Origin of the sequence: Novosphingobium sp. SG919 (assembly GCF_012932495.1) — a bacterium.
GTDB lineage: Bacteria > Pseudomonadota > Alphaproteobacteria > Sphingomonadales > Sphingomonadaceae > Novosphingobium > Novosphingobium rhizosphaerae.
Genome location: NZ_JABCNG010000003.1, coordinates 283551 through 300337, shown reverse-complemented (window position 1 = coordinate 300337; position 16787 = coordinate 283551). Strand labels below are relative to the sequence as shown.

The 16787-nt window shown below is 68.1% G+C and carries 11 protein-coding genes; 5 read left to right on the top strand and 6 right to left on the bottom strand.

The window, feature by feature from the left end:
• The first annotated feature begins 114 nt into the window (after positions 1-114).
• A complete protein-coding gene (locus tag FHT19_RS14340; RefSeq protein ID WP_168555788.1) occupies positions 115-1104 on the top strand; it encodes a serine hydrolase in 990 nt (329 codons plus the stop codon).
• A 274-nt stretch (positions 1105-1378) separates the two neighbouring features.
• On the opposite strand, the gene FHT19_RS14335 is transcribed toward FHT19_RS14340, so the two are convergent.
• On the bottom strand, positions 1379-1576 hold the full coding sequence (locus FHT19_RS14335; protein ID WP_022677666.1) for a hypothetical protein: 198 nt from the start codon (positions 1574-1576) through the stop codon (positions 1379-1381).
• A 362-nt stretch (positions 1577-1938) separates the two neighbouring features.
• Between FHT19_RS14335 and polA the strand changes: the two genes are divergently transcribed.
• The gene (gene polA, locus FHT19_RS14330) at positions 1939-4770 is read left to right on the top strand and encodes a DNA polymerase I (protein WP_169475659.1); all 2832 of its coding nucleotides are present in this window, start codon (positions 1939-1941) and stop codon (positions 4768-4770) included.
• 183 nt (positions 4771-4953) lie between these two features.
• Complete coding sequence (locus FHT19_RS14325) at positions 4954-6462, top strand: YifB family Mg chelatase-like AAA ATPase (RefSeq protein ID WP_169475658.1); 1509 nt, start codon at positions 4954-4956, stop codon at positions 6460-6462.
• Positions 6463-6475: 13 nt separating this feature from the next.
• Here FHT19_RS14325 and FHT19_RS14320 read toward each other — a convergent pair whose 3' ends face one another.
• The 5 genes from FHT19_RS14320 to FHT19_RS14300 form a co-directional block, all read right to left on the bottom strand.
• Positions 6476-7717 (bottom strand): FAD-dependent oxidoreductase, encoded by a 1242-nt coding sequence (locus FHT19_RS14320; RefSeq protein WP_168555791.1) that lies wholly within the window; start codon positions 7715-7717, stop codon positions 6476-6478.
• A gap of 140 nt (positions 7718-7857) precedes the next feature.
• Positions 7858-12612 (bottom strand): NAD-glutamate dehydrogenase domain-containing protein, encoded by a 4755-nt coding sequence (locus tag FHT19_RS14315; RefSeq protein WP_169475657.1) that lies wholly within the window; start codon positions 12610-12612, stop codon positions 7858-7860.
• A gap of 192 nt (positions 12613-12804) precedes the next feature.
• Positions 12805-13800: an LLM class flavin-dependent oxidoreductase gene (locus FHT19_RS14310; RefSeq protein WP_169475656.1), complete on the bottom strand. Its 996-nt coding sequence runs from the start codon at positions 13798-13800 to the stop codon at positions 12805-12807.
• Positions 13797-14696 carry a hypothetical protein gene (locus tag FHT19_RS14305; RefSeq protein WP_168555794.1) on the bottom strand — a complete coding sequence of 300 codons (900 nt, stop codon included), beginning with the start codon at positions 14694-14696 and terminating at the stop codon, positions 13797-13799. The genes FHT19_RS14310 and FHT19_RS14305 overlap by 4 nt, the downstream gene beginning before the upstream one ends.
• Before the next feature lie 7 nt (positions 14697-14703).
• Positions 14704-15450 carry an alpha/beta hydrolase gene (locus tag FHT19_RS14300; RefSeq protein ID WP_169475655.1) on the bottom strand — a complete coding sequence of 249 codons (747 nt, stop codon included), beginning with the start codon at positions 15448-15450 and terminating at the stop codon, positions 14704-14706.
• Positions 15451-15545: 95 nt separating this feature from the next.
• Between FHT19_RS14300 and erpA the strand changes: the two genes are divergently transcribed.
• Positions 15546-15893, top strand: coding sequence for an iron-sulfur cluster insertion protein ErpA (gene erpA / locus FHT19_RS14295; RefSeq protein ID WP_168555796.1), 348 nt, complete (start codon positions 15546-15548; stop codon positions 15891-15893).
• A gap of 11 nt (positions 15894-15904) precedes the next feature.
• Positions 15905-16678 carry an exodeoxyribonuclease III gene (xth, locus tag FHT19_RS14290; RefSeq protein WP_169475808.1) on the top strand — a complete coding sequence of 258 codons (774 nt, stop codon included), beginning with the start codon at positions 15905-15907 and terminating at the stop codon, positions 16676-16678.
• Positions 16679-16787: the final 109 nt, after the last annotated feature.

The window sequence follows — 16787 nt, the reverse complement described above, 5'->3', positions numbered from 1 at the left end:
GCGCCTGTGCGCCGGGTGGCGGCGAATCGGGGAACCACCTGCCTTTGCGCCGGAGTCACAATGGCTTATCCTGGCGCAACGAAATAATAAGATGGGTCGGGGTAATCCCTCATAATGGTCGGGTTTCAATCCAAGCGTAAACTGCGCATCCTGGCTGCCGTTCTGGCGGCCTTTCCGGCCTTGGCCGCCACCAGCCCGGCCGTGCAGAGCCGGCCGCCGGCCGCCGTGCAAAGCGCACGCGATCTGGCCATCCAGCAACGGGTTGCCGCCATTGCCGCTGCTGCGCGGGGCCGCGTGGGCGTTGCCGCGATGGACCTGGATGGCGGCGGGCAAGTGCTGATCAATGGCGACATGCCCTTCCCCATGGCCAGCACCGCCAAGGTGGCCGTCGCCGCCACGTTCCTGCAGATGGTGGAGCAAGGCCGCTTCCGGCTGGACCAGCAATTGCCGATGATGATGCCGGTGCCCGAGCCGGCCGGGCGCCGCAATCTGGTGGCGATGGTGCGCCCCGGCCCGGTCTATACCGCGCAGACTCTGCTGGAACGCATGATCACGCGCAGCGACAACCACGCCACCGACGGGCTGATTGCTGCGGTTGGCGGGATCGGCGCGGTCAACCGCTTCCTGGTGCAGACCGGCATTTCGGGCCAGCACCTGGACCATACCATGGCCACGCTGGTGCGCGACGACGGGCGAATCAACCCGGCCCGCGCGATCGACACCGGCACGTCGAGCACGCCGCGCGCCATGATCGCGCTGCTTTCCGCGATCGACCGGGGCGGCGCGCTCAGCCCCCAGGCCCGTGCCGTGCTGCTCGACACCATGACCCGCACCAGCACCGGCAAGAACCGCATTCGTGCCGGCCTGCCCGAAGGCGTGCTGCTGGCCCACAAGACCGGCACGCTGGCCGGCGTGACCGACGACGTGGGCATCGTGCGCATGCCCGATGGCCGGCACCTGGCCATGGCGATCTTCGTGGCCGGGCCGGAAAACCACACCGCCCAGGCCGGCATGATCTCGCGCATCGCCGCCACGCTCTATGAAGGCTTCCTCACTCCGTCCGACGGGCCGAACCTGACCGGCGAAGTTTCGCGGCGGCGGTAACGCGCGGGCCCTTCGACAGGCTCAGGGCGAACGGAGCCGTTGATAATCCAGAACAAGAGCCGTTCGGGCCGCGCTTGTCGCGGCCCCTTGGCGCAAGGCCCGGCACCACCCCCAACCCCCTCCTCTGAAGAAGAGGGGGCCATTTGCGTTGTGCGGCAACATCGCTGCACCGCACACAGGCCGGGACCGGCGATTCGCGCTGCACATGCGAAAAAGGGCGCAGCCGCGAAGGCTACGCCCTTTTCTATCTGTAACCTGCCCTTGCGGGCTGGGATTACATCTTCGCGGCAGCGCTCGCGTCAGCGGCGGCTTCCGAAGCCGAAGCGCTGGCGTCAGCAGCAGCAGCCGAAGCGTCGGCCGAAGCGTCAGCAGCTTCGCTGGCAGCTTCAGTGGCAGTGTCAGCCGGCTTTTCCGAGCAGCCGGCGAGGGCGAAGGCGGTGCCGGCGACGGCGGCGAGGATGAGCTTGCGCATGCGTTACAATCCCTGGATTGAAGTGAACCGCGCCGGGCAAAGCCCGCCGCAAAGCCTACTCCCACGGTAGACTTCGACGTCCCAATTAATCGGCAATTCATCGGCTTGCAAGCACAAGACGACAGCATTGCGACGGGCCGTCGCTATCGCCCTTAGCGGCAAGGGTTTTTTGCGCGAGCGCTGCTGCGCCCAAATGCCCTTTTGCAGCGACAAAGCGTTAAATGCCCATCAGGGCTATTGCGCATATGCACACAAAATCGCGCACTTGCGCTTGTCCGTGGGCAGCGTGGCGAAAATCCCCTGCGGCCCATTTTCCAAACGGCCATTTTCCAAATGCCGGGCGAAGCGCTAGGACGCATTCCATGGATTCCCGCAATCACCTCTATCTCGTCGATGGCTCGGCCTATATCTTCCGCGCCTATCACCGCCTGCCGCCGCTCACGAACCCGCAGGGTACCCCGGTGGGCGCGGTCTATGGCTATACCACGATGCTGTGGCGCCTGGCAGAAGACCTGCACAAGGCCGATGGCCCCACGCATCTGGCGGTGATTCTCGACAAGGGCTCGATCACGTTCCGCAATGCCCTGTACGATCAGTACAAGGCCAATCGCCCGCCGCCGCCCGAAGACCTCAAGCCGCAGTTCCCGCTGATCCGTGATGCCACGCGCGCGTTCAGCCTGGCCTGCATCGAGGAAGACGGCCTTGAGGCCGACGATCTGATCGCCAGCTATGCCCGCGCCGCCACGGCACAGGGCTGGGACGTCACGATCGTGTCTTCCGACAAGGACTTGATGCAGCTGGTGGGCAAATGCGCCCAGGGCGGCGCAGGCTGTGTCGACATGCTCGACACGATGAAGAACCAGCGCATCGGCATTCCCGAGGTTGTGGAAAAGTTTGGCGTGCCGCCCGAACTGGTGGGCGATGTGCTCGCGCTGATGGGCGATGCGGTAGACAATGTGCCGGGCATTCGCGGCATCGGCCCCAAGACCGCGACCAAGCTGATCGTGGAACACGGCGGGCTGGAAGGCGCGCTGGCCGCCGCGCCGGCGATGAAGGCGGGCAAGCTGCGCGACAGCCTGATCGAGCAGGCCGAGATGGCCCGCCTGTCGCGCCAGCTCGTGGCGCTCAAGGAAGATTGCGCGCTGCCCGTGCCGCTGGAAGACTTTGCCCTGGGGCCGATTCCGCCCGAACCTTTGGCTGCGTTCCTGTCCACCCATGGCTTCACCAGCCTGCTGCGCAAGCTGGGCAGCCCGGCGCTCGCGGCGGCGACCCCGCTGGTGGAAGGTGATTCGGGCAGCCCGGCGCCGGTCACGGCCGAATCGACGCGCCAGCCACTGCCCGCCTGGCCGGCGATCGACCGCGATGCCTATCCTTGCGTCCAGTCCCTCTCCGAACTGCAGGACTGGATCACCCGCGCCTTTGCCGCGCGGACCGTGGCGATCGACACCGAAACCTCGGCGCTCGATTCGATGCGCGCCGATCTGGTCGGCGTAAGCCTGGCGGTGGGGCCGAACCAGGCCTGCTATATCCCGCTGGGCCATCGCGGCACCGACATGTTCAGCGAAGTGCCGGTGCAGATCCCCCGCGCCGAGGCGCTGGCTGCGCTCAAGCCGCTGCTGGAAAGCGATGCGGTGCTCAAGGTGGGGCAGAACATCAAGTATGACCTGACCGTGCTGGCCCGCCACGGCATCGCCGTGGCGCCGATCGACGATACCATGGTGATGAGCTTCTGCCTCGACGCGGGGCGCAGCGAAACCGGCCTGGCCGGCCACGGGATGGACGAACTCGCCAGCCGCCACCTGCAGCACACCACGATGCTGTTCAAGGACGTGTGCGGCAGCGGCAAGAAGCAGATTTCCTTTGCCGAAGTGCCGCTGGCCGATGCCACGCGCTATGCCGCCGAGGATGCCGACGTGACCTGGCGCCTGCACCAGCTGTTTGCCCCGCGCCTCTCCGACGAAGGCGGCACGCGGATCTACCAGCGCGTCGATCGCCCGCTGGTCCCCGTCGTGGCCCAGATGGAGCGCCACGGCATCCGCGTGGACCGCGAGCAGCTGGCCAACCTCTCCACCCGCTTTGCCGCCGAGATCGCGCGGCTCGAAGGCGTGATCCACGAAAAGGCCGGCGTTTCCTTCACCATCGGCAGCCCCAAGCAGCTGGGCGAGGTGCTGTTCGACAAGCTGGGCTACAAGGGCGGCAAGAAGGGCAAGAGCGGGCAATATTCCACCGACCAGTCGGTGCTGGAAACGCTCGCCGGGCAGGGCGCCGAAGTGGCCACGCTGGTGCTGGAATGGCGCCAGCTGTCCAAGCTGAAAAGCACTTATACCGATGCCCTGCAGGCCGCGATCAACCCCGAAACCGGCCGCGTGCACACCAGCTACAGCCTGGTGGGGGCGCAGACCGGGCGGCTATCGTCCAACGATCCCAACTTGCAGAACATCCCGATCCGCACCGAAATCGGCCGCGAGATTCGCGAGGCTTTCGTGGCCGCGCCGGGGCATGTGCTGCTCAGTGCCGACTATTCGCAGATCGAACTGCGCCTGGCCGCCCACATTGCCGACGTGGCGCCCTTGCGCGACGCGTTCGAGCAGGGCGAGGACATCCACGCCCGCACCGCGCGCGAGCTGTTCGGCGAGGTCAACCGCGACACGCGCGGCCGCGCCAAGACGATCAACTTCGCCATCCTCTATGGCATCAGCCGCTGGGGCCTGGCCACGCGCCTTGCCACCAGCGCGGATGAAGCCCAGGCGATGATCGACCGCTATTTCGAGCGGTTCCCCGGCATCCAGCGCTACATCCACGAAACGCTCGAGAGCGTGCGGGCCAAGGGCTATTCGCAAACGCTGTTCGGCCGCAAGACCTGGTTCCCGCGCATCAATTCGGGCACCCAGGCCGAACGCCAGGGCAGCGAGCGCGCCGCGATCAACGCCCCGATCCAGGGCACCAGCGCCGACATCATCAAGCGCGCCATGGCCCGCATGCTGCCCGCACTGGAAGCCGCCGGCCTGCCCCGCGTGAAGATGCTGCTGCAGGTGCACGACGAACTGGTGTTCGAACTGCCCGAGGAAGACGTGGCGGCGGCGAGCGACGTGATCCGCGCCGTGATGGCCAATGCCGCCGCGCCCTCGGTCCAGCTCACCGTGCCGCTGGGCGTGGAGATCGGCACCGGCCACAGTTGGGGCGCGGCGCACTAAGCTGACGAGGACAACATGCCCTCCCCCCACCCCCTCCCGCAAGCGGGAGAGGGAGAATGAGAAGCCCCTCCCGCTTGCGGGAGGGGTTTGGGGAGGGCCTGTCGCGTAACAATCGCCACCGATATGGCAGCACTACCCCCCGCCCCCTTGTGACGCAGCGCCCTGGGCGGCAACCCTCGCGCCATGGTTTCGCTGGTATCGACGGTGGCTTACTTGGGGCTGGAAGCCCGCGCGGTGGAAGTGCAGTGCCAGGTGGCGCCCGGCCTGCCTTCGTTCCGCGTGGTCGGCCTGCCCGACAAGGCCGTGGGCGAAAGCCGCGAACGCGTGCATTCCGCGCTGGCTGCCCTGGGGCTGAGCCTGCCGCCCAAGCGCATCACGATCAATCTTTCCCCGGCCGACCTGCCCAAGGAAGGCTCGCACTACGATCTGCCGATCGCGCTGGCCCTGCTGGCGGCGATGGGCGTGGTCGATCGCGAGACGATTGCCGACTATGTGGCCGTGGGCGAGCTGGCGCTGGATGGGCGGATCATTCCCAGCCCCGGCGTGCTGCTGGCTGCGCTGCACGCCAGCGGGGCGGAAAAGGGCCTGGTGTGCCCGGCCGCGCAAGGCAGCGAGGCGCGCTGGGCCAGCGGCATCGACGTGATCGCTGCGCCAGACCTGATCTCGCTGCTCAACCACCTCAAAGGCACGCAGCGCCTCGCCCCGCCCGAGGTGGGCCAGGCCCTGCCCCCCGTGCGCATGGCCGACCTCAGGCAGGTAAAAGGCCAGGAAACCGCCAAGCGCGCGCTGGAGATTGCCGCCGCCGGGGGGCACAACCTGCTGCTGGTGGGGCCGCCGGGCGCGGGCAAGTCATTGATGGCCTCGTGCCTGCCCGGCATCCTGCCCGAACTGACGCCGGGCGAGGCGCTGGAAACCTCACTCGTCGCCTCGGTGGCGGGCACGCTGGAGGAAGGGCGGATCAGCCGCGCGCGGCCGTTTCGCAGCCCCCACCATTCCGCTTCGATGGCGGCGCTGACCGGCGGTGGCCTGCGCGTGCGGCCGGGCGAAGTGAGCCTGGCGCACCTGGGCGTGCTGTTCCTCGACGAACTGCCCGAATTCCAGCGCGTCGTGCTCGATTCGCTGCGCCAGCCGCTGGAAACCGGCGAAGTGACCGTGGCCCGCGCCAATGCCCATGTGACTTTCCCGGCGCGGGTGCAGCTGGTTGCGGCGATGAATCCATGCCGCTGCGGCCACCTGGGCGATCCCGCGCTGGGCTGCAGCCGCGCGCCCAAGTGCGCCGCCGATTACCAGTCCAAGGTGTCGGGGCCGCTGCTCGACCGTATCGACCTCCACGTCGAAGTCGATCCGGTCTCGGCTGCCGATCTGGCCCTGCCCCCGCCGGCCGAAGGATCGGACCAGGTGGCCGCGCGCGTGGCGGCCGCCCGTGCGCGGCAGACGGCGCGGCTGGAAGGCAGCAACCGGCGCAACAATGCCGAGCTGGACGGCGACCTGCTCGAACGCTTTGCCACGCCCGACGAGCCGGGGCGGCAATTGCTGTTCAAGGCAGCCGAAGCCATGCGCCTTTCGGCACGCGGCTATACCCGCATCCTGCGCGTGGCGCGCACCATCGCCGATCTATCCGGCGCAGACAGCGTGGGCCGCGTGCACGTCGCCGAGGCGTTGAGCTACAGGCGCCAGGCCCCCCGCGCCTGAGCGGCCGGCAAATTCAGAGCAGTTCCTTGAGCGGCACACTGGCATCGGCCAGCCGTTCGGGCGCGATCGGGGCACGCGCTTCCACCAGTTTCTTGCCCTGGACATAGTCCTTGACCATGTTCACGCAATCGAGCGCGATCACCTTGCCCTGCTTGAGGTAGACCACCGAAAAGCTGCGCGTGCCCGGATCGCCGCGCAGCACGGCCAGGTCGTGCCCGGTCGAAAGGCCCACGGTCTGCAGGCGCAGGTCATACTGGTTGGACCAGAACCACGGCGTTGCCTTGTAAGGCACGGGCGCGCCGCAGATCGCCTTGGCCGCGGCGGTCGCCTGGTCGTTGGCGTTCTGCACCGATTCCAGGCGGATCACCGCGCCATCGGCAAAATCGTTGGCATGGGCGGCGCAATCGCCGATCGCATAGACATGCGGCAAGGACGTGCGGCAGAATTCGTCCACGTCCACCCCGTTGCCGCCGCCCGCGCCCGCGGCCAGCAGCGGCCCCACCTGGGGGATGATGCCGATGCCCACGATCACCAGGTCGGCGGGCAACACGCTGCCATCGGCCAGGCGCACGCCGGTTACCTTGGTGCCATCGCCTTCCAGGCAATCGACCGCCACTTGCGTGCGCAGGTCCACGCCATGGGCGCGGTGCTCGTCCTGATAGAAGGTGGACAGCGCTTCGCCGGCCACGCGCGCCAGCACGCGCGGCAGCGCTTCGAGCAGCGTGACATGGCAGCCCAGCTTGGTCAGCACGGCGGCTGCTTCCAATCCGATATAGCCGCCGCCGATCACCACGGCGCGCTTGGCCCCGGCGTCCAGCTCGGCCATCAGGCGGTCGGCGTCGGCGCGCGTGCGCACGCCGTGTACGCCGATCAGGTCGTGCCCGGCGCAAGACAGGCGCCGCGCGTCGCCGCCGGTCGCCCAGATCAGGTCGCCATAGCTGACCGTGGCACCATCGGCCGTGCGCAGGCTGCGCGCATCGGGATCGACTGCCACCACTTCGTGGCCCAGCGCCATTTCCACCTGCTTGTCGGCCCAGAAGGCCGCGGGGCGAATGGTGATGCGGTCGAATGTCTTGTCGCGGGCGAGGTATTCCTTGGACAGCGGCGGGCGTTCATAGGGCAATTCCGGCTCGCGACCGATCACCAGGATCGATCCGGCAAAGCCGTTCTGCCGCAAGGCAATGGCGGCTTGTGCGCCACCGTGGCCTGCGCCAACGATCACCACATCCGCAAAGCCCGCTTCGAATGCACCCATGAAGTCCTCCTCTCACGCGGGGAGGAGGCTTGTGGGCAAACGGCGCGGCGCGTCAAGCGCGCACGCGCCATAATTTTTGCTCAAGCCGGCATTTGCAATGCGCCCATCGGGTGCGTTGCCAATGCCGGCACAAGGGCCGCTCAGCGCAGCAGCAGGCTGCGCGCCTGGCTGGCGATCTGCGCCAGCATGGCCGGGGTCACGGCCGCGGTGGCCTGGGCGCGGGCGATCAGGCTGCGCAACTGGCGCACCGGATCGGCCTTGGCGTTGAGCCAGGCATAGGCCGTGGCATCGGGATTGCTGCCGCCCATGCGCCGCAGGAATTCCATGCGCATCTGCTGGAAATCGCGGGCAAGGCCCGCCACCAGCAGCCGCTCCCACGGGTCCGACGGATTCATCCGCGCTGCGGTCTGCTGCGCCCAGTCGATGCCCAGCTGGGCGCCCAGGTCGGCAAAGGCGCCGGTCAGCACCACCGCATCCACGTCCAGCTCGTCGGCCAGGTGCGCCAGGCCGATCGCGCCATCCAGGTCGAACAGGTGCACCACCCGTTCCACCACATCGGCCGGGGTGCCTGCGTCGGCCAGTTCCTGCGCCAGGCGCCGGGCCTGGGCCTGGGCTTCGCCGCGCAGCAATTCGGCCGTGGTGTGGGAAAGCCGGCCCACCCCGCCGCACAGATCTTCGATCAGGGCATCGGGCTTGAGCGTGCCATGGCACGAACGCAGCACGTCGGCGATATGGCCGCGCAGGCCGCGCGCGGTGCGTTCGAACAGCGAAAGCCGCAAGGCCTCGGCCATCGGCGCGGTGTCGAGCAGCGCCCAGGTTTCCGCCAGGCCCAGCAGGCGTTCGGCCGCGACAAAGGCCGCCGCCACTTGCGCCAGGCTCATGCCCTCTTCCTCGGCCAGTTCGAAGGGATGAACCGGGCCCAGGCGGTTGACGATGCGGTTGGCCAGCTTGGTCGCGATGATCTCGCGGCGCAGGCGATGGTGCACGATGTCGGTCTCGAACGTCTCGCGCATCGCTTCGGGGAACGCGGCCAGCAGTTCCTCTTCCAGCACCGGATCGTCCACCACCGGGCTGTCTTCCAGCGCGCGCTGCAGCACCAGCTTGGTGGAGGATACCAGCACGGCCAGTTCGGGCCGGGTCAGCCCGGCGCCGGCGGCAGCGCGGCGGGCATAGTCGTCGGACGGGGCCAGCCCTTCGGTCTTGCGATCGAGGTCGCCGCTTTCCTCCAGCACGTCGATCAGCCGGGTCAGCGCCGGCACGGCCTGCACCCCGCCGCGTTCGGCGATCGACAGGCCCAGCGCCTGCAGCCGGTTGTCCTCCAGCACCAGGTGCGCCACCGCGTCGGTCATGCTGGACAGCAGGGCAACGCGGCCATCTTCGTCCAACCGCCCGGCGCGCTTGGCATTGGCCAGCGCGATCTTGATGTTCACCTCGTTGTCCGAACAATCGACGCCGGCCGAATTGTCGATGAAGTCGGTGTTCACCCGCCCACCGTGCAGGGCATATTCGATGCGCGCGGCCTGGGTCATGCCCAGGTTCGCGCCTTCGCCGATCACCCGGGCACGCACTTCATTGGCCGAAACGCGGAACGCGTCGTTGGCCGGATCACCCACGTTGACGTTGGCCTCGCTCGACGCCTTCACATAGGTGCCGATGCCGCCGAACCACAACAGGTCCACCGGTGCCTGCAGGATGAGGGCGATGAGCGTGTCGGGATCGAGTTCGTCCATGGCCACGCCCAGCACCGCCTGCACTTGCGGGCTCAAGGGAATGGCTTTCAGGCTGCGTGGGAAAACCCCGCCCCCTTCGGAAATCAGGCTCTTGTCGTAATCGTCCCAGCTCGATCGCGGCAGCGCGAACAGGCGCGCGCGCTCTTCCCAGCTTTTCGCCGGATCGGGCTCGGGATCAAGGAACACGTGGCGATGGTCGAACGCCGCCACGATCTTGAGTGCCTTGGACAGCAGCATGCCATTGCCGAACACGTCGCCCGACATGTCGCCCACGCCCACCACGCGCACCGGATCGGCCTGCACGTCCACGCCCAGTTCCAGGAAGTGGCGTTGTACCGAAAGCCATGCGCCCTTGGCGGTGATGCCCATGGCCTTGTGGTCATAGCCCTTTGAACCGCCGCTGGCGAAAGCGTCGTCCAGCCAGAAATCGCGCTCCGCCGCAATGGCATTGGCCACGTCGGAGAAGGTGGCCGTGCCCTTGTCGGCGGCGACCACGAAATAGGGGTCCTCTCCGTCGCGGATCACCACGTCCTGCGGATGCACCACCGCGCCATCGACGATGTTGTCGGTGATCGACAGCAGCGTGCGGATGAACGCCTGGTAGCTGCCCTTGCCTTCAGCCAGCCAGGCCTCGCGCTCCCGCACCGGGTCGGGCAATTGCTTGGGATAGAACCCGCCCTTGGCCCCGGTCGGCACGATCACCGCGTTCTTCACGCGCTGCGCCTTCATCAGGCCCAGGATCTCGGTGCGGAAATCGTCGCGCCGGTCAGACCAGCGCAGACCGCCGCGCGCCACCGGCCCGGCGCGCAAGTGGATGCCTTCCACACGCGGCGAATAGACGAAGATCTCGCGCCACGGCACCGGCTTGGGCAGGCCGGGCACCAGCGAAGAATCGATCTTGAAAGCCAGGGCTTCGGCCGCAGCCGGGGCAAAGGCATTGGTGCGCAGGATCGCTTCGACCAGGGCGCGGAAACCGCGCAGCAGGCGGTCGTCGTTGATCGCTGCCACTTGCGCCAGGCCGGCGCGGATCTGTTCGGCGGCCGCTTCGGCGGCACGCCCGCGCTCTCCCACGAAGGCGGGATCGTGGCGCGCACGGAACAGGCCGATCAGGCCGCGCGTCACATCCGCCGCGTTCTTCAGCGCATCGACCACGGTGCCGATGCCAAACGTCATGCCCGCCTGGCGCAAATAGCGATACCAGGCGCGCAGCCAGTTGGCCTCGGTCGCGGTCAGCCCCACGGCCACGATCAGGCGATTGAACGCATCATCCTCGGCCGCGCCGTTGAGCACGGCGGCCAGCGAGCTCTCGATCGCCGTCGATCGCGCCAGCAGCGCCTCGGGCGTGGTATCGGCCGGATGCGCCACCAGGAAATCGTGGATGAAGCCCAGCTTGCCATGGTCGAGTGCGGTGGGCACTTCTTCCAGCGCGCGGAAGCCGAAGTTTTCCAGCACCGGCACCGCGTCGGACAGCACGATCGCGCCTTCGCGCTGGTACAGCTTGAGGCGCAGCGCCGATTCGCCGCTCAGCCGGTGCAGCCGCACCGCGCGGCGCGGGGCATCATCGGCGGTCAGCGCGCGCAGCACGCGAATGTCGCCGGCCGCTTCGGCCGCGCCATAGTTGGCGCGATAGCCCACCGGAAAGGCGGGGGCATAGCGGGTGGCGATGGCCGCGGCGCGGCTCTGTTCCTCGGTCTTGGCCAGCTCGGCTTCCACCGCCGCATCCCAGCCGCGCACCAGGGTCTGGAACGCTTCGTCCAACGCCGCTTCGTCCACGCCTTCGCCGCCATCGGCCAGGGTGTCTTCCTCGCCGCGCATGTCGATGGCAAAGCGCGTCAGCGCCAGGGTGCTGCCTTCCACCTGCAAGGCCCAGTCGATGACCTGGCCGCCGGTGGCCTGTTCCAGCATGCGCGCAACCTGTTCGCGCACTTCGGTCGATTGGCTGTCGCGCGGCTGCCAGACAAAGGCATAGAGGTGCCGCTCCAACGCGGCGCGCACCAGTGCCAGGCGGGGGCGCGGCCGGTCGACCAGGCCCATCATCGTTGTGGCGATGCGTTCCAGGTCGGCATCGGAAAAGCCGATCAGCAAGTCGTGCGGCAGCGCGGTCAGCGCATGGACCAGCGCCTTGCCGGCGTGGCCTGCCGGGTCGAAGCCCAGCTTGTTCATCAGGGTATCGAGCTGGCTGCGCATGCGCGGCACGCGATCGGGCGTCGCCGCCAGGGCCGAACTCGTCCACACCCCGGCATGGACCGACAGCGCGGTGATCCGTCCGCCTTCCACCACCGGCACCAGGAACAGGTCCAGCGGCACGCGGCGGTGCACGTTGGCAATGCGGTTGGCCTTGACGATCAGCGGAATGCGCACCGCTTCCTCGCCGCGCGTGCCGGCCTTGTCGAACCAGGCAAAGGCGCGCTCGAACGAGGCATCCGAGAGCAGCGGCACGTCGGTGGCGCGGCAGATGCCCAGCGCCTCGGTCACCGTGCCATCGCGGTGGCGGGTGACGTGGCCCAGCTGCGTCAGCATGCCATCGGCCAGCCAGCGCAGCAGCGCGGCGCCTTCCAGGTCGGGCAGGGCGCGCGCATCATGCTGCATCAGGCCCTGCATCTGCGGCCAATCGGCCACGGCGGCGTGCACATCGGCCAGCGTGGCGGCCAGCGCAGCGGCCAGTTCCCGGCGCGCCTTGGCATCGGCGCGTTCGGTTTCCAGGTAGATCATCGATTCGCGCAGTTCGCCGATCGCCTCGCCGGCCGGCAGATCGACCAGCGCGCCCAGCGGATCACGCCGCACCGCCAGCACCGGATGCAGCAGCTTTTCGATGGTCAGCCCTTGCGCAGTGATGGTGGAGGCGATCGAATCCACCAGGAACGGCATGTCGTCGTTGATCACGGCAATGCGCAGCGCGCGCTGGCCGCCCATCGATTCGATGGCCACGGCGGCATCGGGCCCCTTGCGCAACGCCGCGGTCGCCAAAGTGAAGCGCGCCGCTTCGGTCAGCCGCTCGGCGGTGAAATCCACCTCGTCGCCGGGCAGCAGGGCGCCGGCCAGGCGCGCGGCAAGCGCGGCAACCAGATTCTCGGCATTGGGCAGATGCTCGGCATCGGCGCCCCCGCCTGGGGCTCCGGCCGCATCAGGCGCAACTGGGGCGTTGGGATCAATCGTGGTCGCCATGGCGTTCGCTTCCTGCATTCCCGGGCGGGTCGGGTTATCATGCCCGCCGTGTCGTTATCGTTGGTGCCGTTGTCGCCGATGTCTTCAGCGTTGGGTATGGTGGTAACGAATGAAACCTGAATTGCAAACCGCCGCGCGGGGGTGGACACGCGGTGATGGCACGAAACCATCACCATCGGCCTCATCAGCCGCTTACGTGTTTGCGCCTAAGGGCACCAACGCATCCATGGTGAGCGCGAGCGAGCGCCGGCGCAAGGCCGGATCGAAAGTCGCGCCGGCCACGATCAGTTCGTCCGCGCCGGTGCGATGCTGGAACGCTTCGAGCCCCGCGCGCACGGTGGCCGGGCTGCCGATTGCGCTGACCTGGCGGAAATGATCGAGCGTGGCCCGCTGCGGCGCGGCCAGCGTTTCGCGATAGCCTTCGATCGGCGGCGGCAGGCGCCCCGGATCGCCGCTGCGCAGGCGCACGAACGATTGGTCCTGGCTGCTCGCCAGGAACTGCGCTTCCTCGTCGCTGGGGGCGCACAGCACATTGATCGCCGCCATCACATAGGGCTGGTCGAGCGTGGCCGAAGGCTGGAATCGCTCGCGATAGAGTTTCAGCGCGCCATCGAGGTGATCGGGCGCGAAATGGCTGGCAAAGGCATAAGGCAGGCCCAGCATCGCGGCCAGTTGCGCGCCGAACAGGCTGGAGCCCAGGATCCACAAGTCCACGTTGGCGCCGTGGCCGGGCGTGGCGGCCAGCGGCAGGCGCGGGTCGCCGGCAAATTGCGCCTGCAATTCCACCACGTCGGCCGGGAAATCCTCGGCCGCGCGGTTCACGTCCTTGCGCAGGGCGCGCACGATGCGCTGGTCCGCGCCCGGCGCACGGCCCAGGCCCAGGTCGATCCGGCCGGGATAGAGCGCGTCGAGCGCGCCGAACTGTTCGGCAATCACCAGCGGGTTGTGGTTGGGCAGCATGATCCCGCCTGCGCCCAGGCGAATGGTCCGGGTGTGGTGCCCCACATGGGCAAGCACGACCGAAACCGCCGCGCCGGCGATGCCGGGCATGCCATGGTGCTCTGCCACCCAATAGCGGTTGTAGCCGGCCTCTTCGGCAGCCTTGGCCAGCAGTGCGGCATCGGCCATGGCTTGGGGCAGGGTGCCGCCCTCGATCACCGGCACCAGATCGAGAACGGACAGTTTCATCGCGTGATTTCCTTATCCTGGCCCGGATCGGGGGGAGCAGGAATGGATGTGGGGGCCGCGCCGATCTGTTCAAGGTATCCGCGCGCCACGCGCGCTTCGTCGCTCGCCGGGGCCATGGCCACCACCGATTGCCACGATTGCCGTGCCGCATCCTCGCGATTGCCCAGCATGGCGATCACCCCGGCTTCCACGCCCACGGCAGGATCGCGTGGGGCCAGGCGGGCGGCTTCCTCGATATCGTGCTGGGCGGCCACCAGGTCTTTGTCCCGGCGGTGCAGCGTGGCGGACAGCAACCAGCCCTCGGCGTTCTGGGGCGCCAGTTCGTGCGATCTGGCAAGGGCGGTGGCGGCATCGGCATTGCGGTTCAGCGCCACCAGCGCGCGGGCGCGGTCGTTCTGGATCGCCGAAAGCGCCAGGTTGTCGGCAAAGCCGCGCACCACCAGCGCGCGATTCAGCCAGGTCAATGCGTCCTGCGGCTTGCCGGCGGCCAGCGCGGCATTGCCGGCCATGGCCATCAGCGGCACGGCGCCCACCGCCTGCGCTTCGGGGATGAGGCCCACCGCTTCGCCAAAGGCCGCCTGCGCGCCTTCGAAATCGCCTTGCTGGCTTAGCATCATGCCCAGGCACTGGTTGGCGCGCACCCGCTCTGACGCCAGCTTCACTTCATCGAGCCAATGCCGCGCCAGGCTGATCGCCAGGTCGGGGTTGCTGCGCCCCACGGTCAGGCAATCGGCCAGCCGATCGTGTTTTTCGGGCGGCGGGCCATCGTCTGCCTGTGCCGCCTTGCGCCGGCCGGGGGTGGGCAGCGCGCCGAATTCCATCGGCCGGGGATTGGGCCCGATCTGGTGCCAGACGGGAGAAAGCGACGAAGCGAGAAGGGCAGCGGCCAGCAGCATGGGGGCTCTATTCGGTCAAAAGGCTGTTCAGCGTGGCCAGCAGCACGGCAATGTCCTGCGGGCGCGACAGGCGATGGTCGCCGTCCTTGATCAGGTGCACCTGCACATCGGCTGAACGCAGCGCGGCGGCCAGCCTGATCGAGATGTCCCACGGCACATCGGGATCGGCCTGCCCGTGGATCAGCCGCACGGGGCCATCGAATGGAACGGTATCGTTCAATTGCAATTGTGCCTGCCCATCGGCCCAGAACGCCGCGTGGGTGGGCGTCGGTTCGGGGCCATAGGGATTGTCTTCGAATATCGTTTCGCCCGCTGCCAGCGCCGCCTGCTGCGCGGCCGAGTAGCCCCAGCTGGTGAAATCGGGCGCAGCGGCCAGGCCCACCAGCGCCTGCGCCTTGTCGCTCAGCGCGCGGGCTACCAGCAGCATCAGCCAGCCGCCCATGCTCGACCCGATCAGCACCACGCGATCCAGGCCATGCGCGGCGACCAGCGCCACCACCTCGTCGCGCCAGCGGCCCAGCGTGCCTTGGGCAAAGTCCCCTTCCGAAAGGCCGCAGCCGGAATAATCGAGCAGCAGGCACGGGCGCCCCTGCGCCACGGCCCAATCGAGCACCGCCTGCGCCTTGCCGCCGGCCATGTCCGACATATAGCCCGGCAGGAACACCAGAGCTGGCCCGGTCCCGGGCACGAAGCGGGTGGCCAGGCGCAATCCGTGCGGGCCGGGGTGAAAGCTGGGAGGCATCGGCGTGGTCATGGCCGCCGTGCTACCGGCTTCGGGCGGGCAGTGTCCACGCCTGATCTTTTCGCTGGCCCTTGAGCGGCAGGGGCGGCGCGCCTATCTGCCATGACATGAGCCAGCCCCCGATCATCCCGTCACCCATCACCCTGGCCCCCTCGGCCGCCGCGCGCGTGGCCACGATCGCGGCCAAGCAGGCAAGGCCTGCGATCCTGCGGCTGGCGGTGGAGGGGGGCGGCTGTTCCGGCTTCCAGTATCGCTTCGGCCTGGCCGAGGGCGTGGAGGAAGACGACGTGGTGGTCGAAACCGACGGCGTGCAACTGGTGGTCGATACCGTCAGCCTCGACCTGGTCGGTGGCGCGACGGTCGACTACGTCGAATCGCTGGGCGGCGCCGCGTTCCGCGTGACCAATCCCAATGCGGCATCGGGCTGTGGCTGCGGCGCGAGTTTCTCGGTGTGAGCGGTGCACCGCTGAAGCTGGCCAGCTTCAATATCAACGGCATCAAGGCGCGCCTGCCGCGCCTGCTGGAATGGCTGGCCGAAACCCGGCCCAGCGTGGCCTGCCTGCAGGAAATCAAGACGCAGGACGAAGGCTTCCCCGCCGAAGAGTTCGAGAAGATCGGCTATCACGCCATCTGGCACGGGCAGAAGGGGTTCAACGGCGTGGCCATCCTCGCCGATGGTGAAAAGCCGGTCGAAGTGCAGCGCGGCCTGGCCGGAGAGCCCGAGGACGAGCATTCCCGCTATCTCGAAGCCGATGTCTTCGGCCTGCGCGTGGTGTGCATCTACCTGCCCAACGGCAATCCGCAGCCTGGGCCCAAGTTCGATTACAAGCTGCGCTGGATGGACCGGCTGCACGCCCGCATGGGCCAGATCTGGGCCGAGGAAGTGCCCGCGGCGATCCTGGGGGATTACAACGTGATCCCGCGCGACAACGATATCTGGGACACGCGCGCGATGGCCAGCGATGCGCTGATGCAGCCCGAATCGCGCGATGCCTATAACCGCCTGCTCGCCGCCGGCTGGACCGACGCCATCGGCCTGCACCATCCGCAGGGCGGGCTGTGGACGTTCTGGGATTACCAGGCCGGCGCCTGGCAGCGCGACCACGGCTTTCGCATCGATCACGCGCTGCTGTCCCCCGAACTGGCGGACCGACTGGCCGGCGCGGGCGTGGACAAGGCCCATCGTGGGCGGGAAAAGGCCAGCGACCATGCGCCGGTATGGGTGACGCTGCGCGCCTGAATTTGTCGTTCGTCGAACAATATGCACAGCTCGCCGATGGAAGCGGGTGTGAGAGAGGGTCTGGGACTAGGGCGCGCTACGCTTTCGTGCTAAGTAGCGTTTTGCAACT

Excerpts from the sequence above, each read along its gene's own strand:
- polA (WP_169475659.1), top strand. The coding sequence starts at position 1,939 with ATGGATTCCCGCAATCACCTCTATCTCGTCGATGGCTCGGCCTATATC.
- FHT19_RS14315 (WP_169475657.1), bottom strand. The coding sequence starts at position 12,612 with ATGGCGACCACGATTGATCCCAACGCCCCAGTTGCGCCTGATGCGGCC.
- FHT19_RS14325 (WP_169475658.1), top strand. The coding sequence starts at position 4,954 with ATGGTTTCGCTGGTATCGACGGTGGCTTACTTGGGGCTGGAAGCCCGC.
- FHT19_RS14340 (WP_168555788.1), top strand. The coding sequence starts at position 115 with ATGGTCGGGTTTCAATCCAAGCGTAAACTGCGCATCCTGGCTGCCGTT.
- FHT19_RS14300 (WP_169475655.1), bottom strand. The coding sequence starts at position 15,450 with ATGACCACGCCGATGCCTCCCAGCTTTCACCCCGGCCCGCACGGATTG.
- FHT19_RS14335 (WP_022677666.1), bottom strand. The coding sequence starts at position 1,576 with ATGCGCAAGCTCATCCTCGCCGCCGTCGCCGGCACCGCCTTCGCCCTC.
- FHT19_RS14310 (WP_169475656.1), bottom strand. The coding sequence starts at position 13,800 with ATGAAACTGTCCGTTCTCGATCTGGTGCCGGTGATCGAGGGCGGCACC.
- erpA (WP_168555796.1), top strand. The coding sequence starts at position 15,546 with ATGAGCCAGCCCCCGATCATCCCGTCACCCATCACCCTGGCCCCCTCG.
- FHT19_RS14305 (WP_168555794.1), bottom strand. The coding sequence starts at position 14,696 with ATGCTGCTGGCCGCTGCCCTTCTCGCTTCGTCGCTTTCTCCCGTCTGG.
- FHT19_RS14320 (WP_168555791.1), bottom strand. The coding sequence starts at position 7,717 with ATGGGTGCATTCGAAGCGGGCTTTGCGGATGTGGTGATCGTTGGCGCA.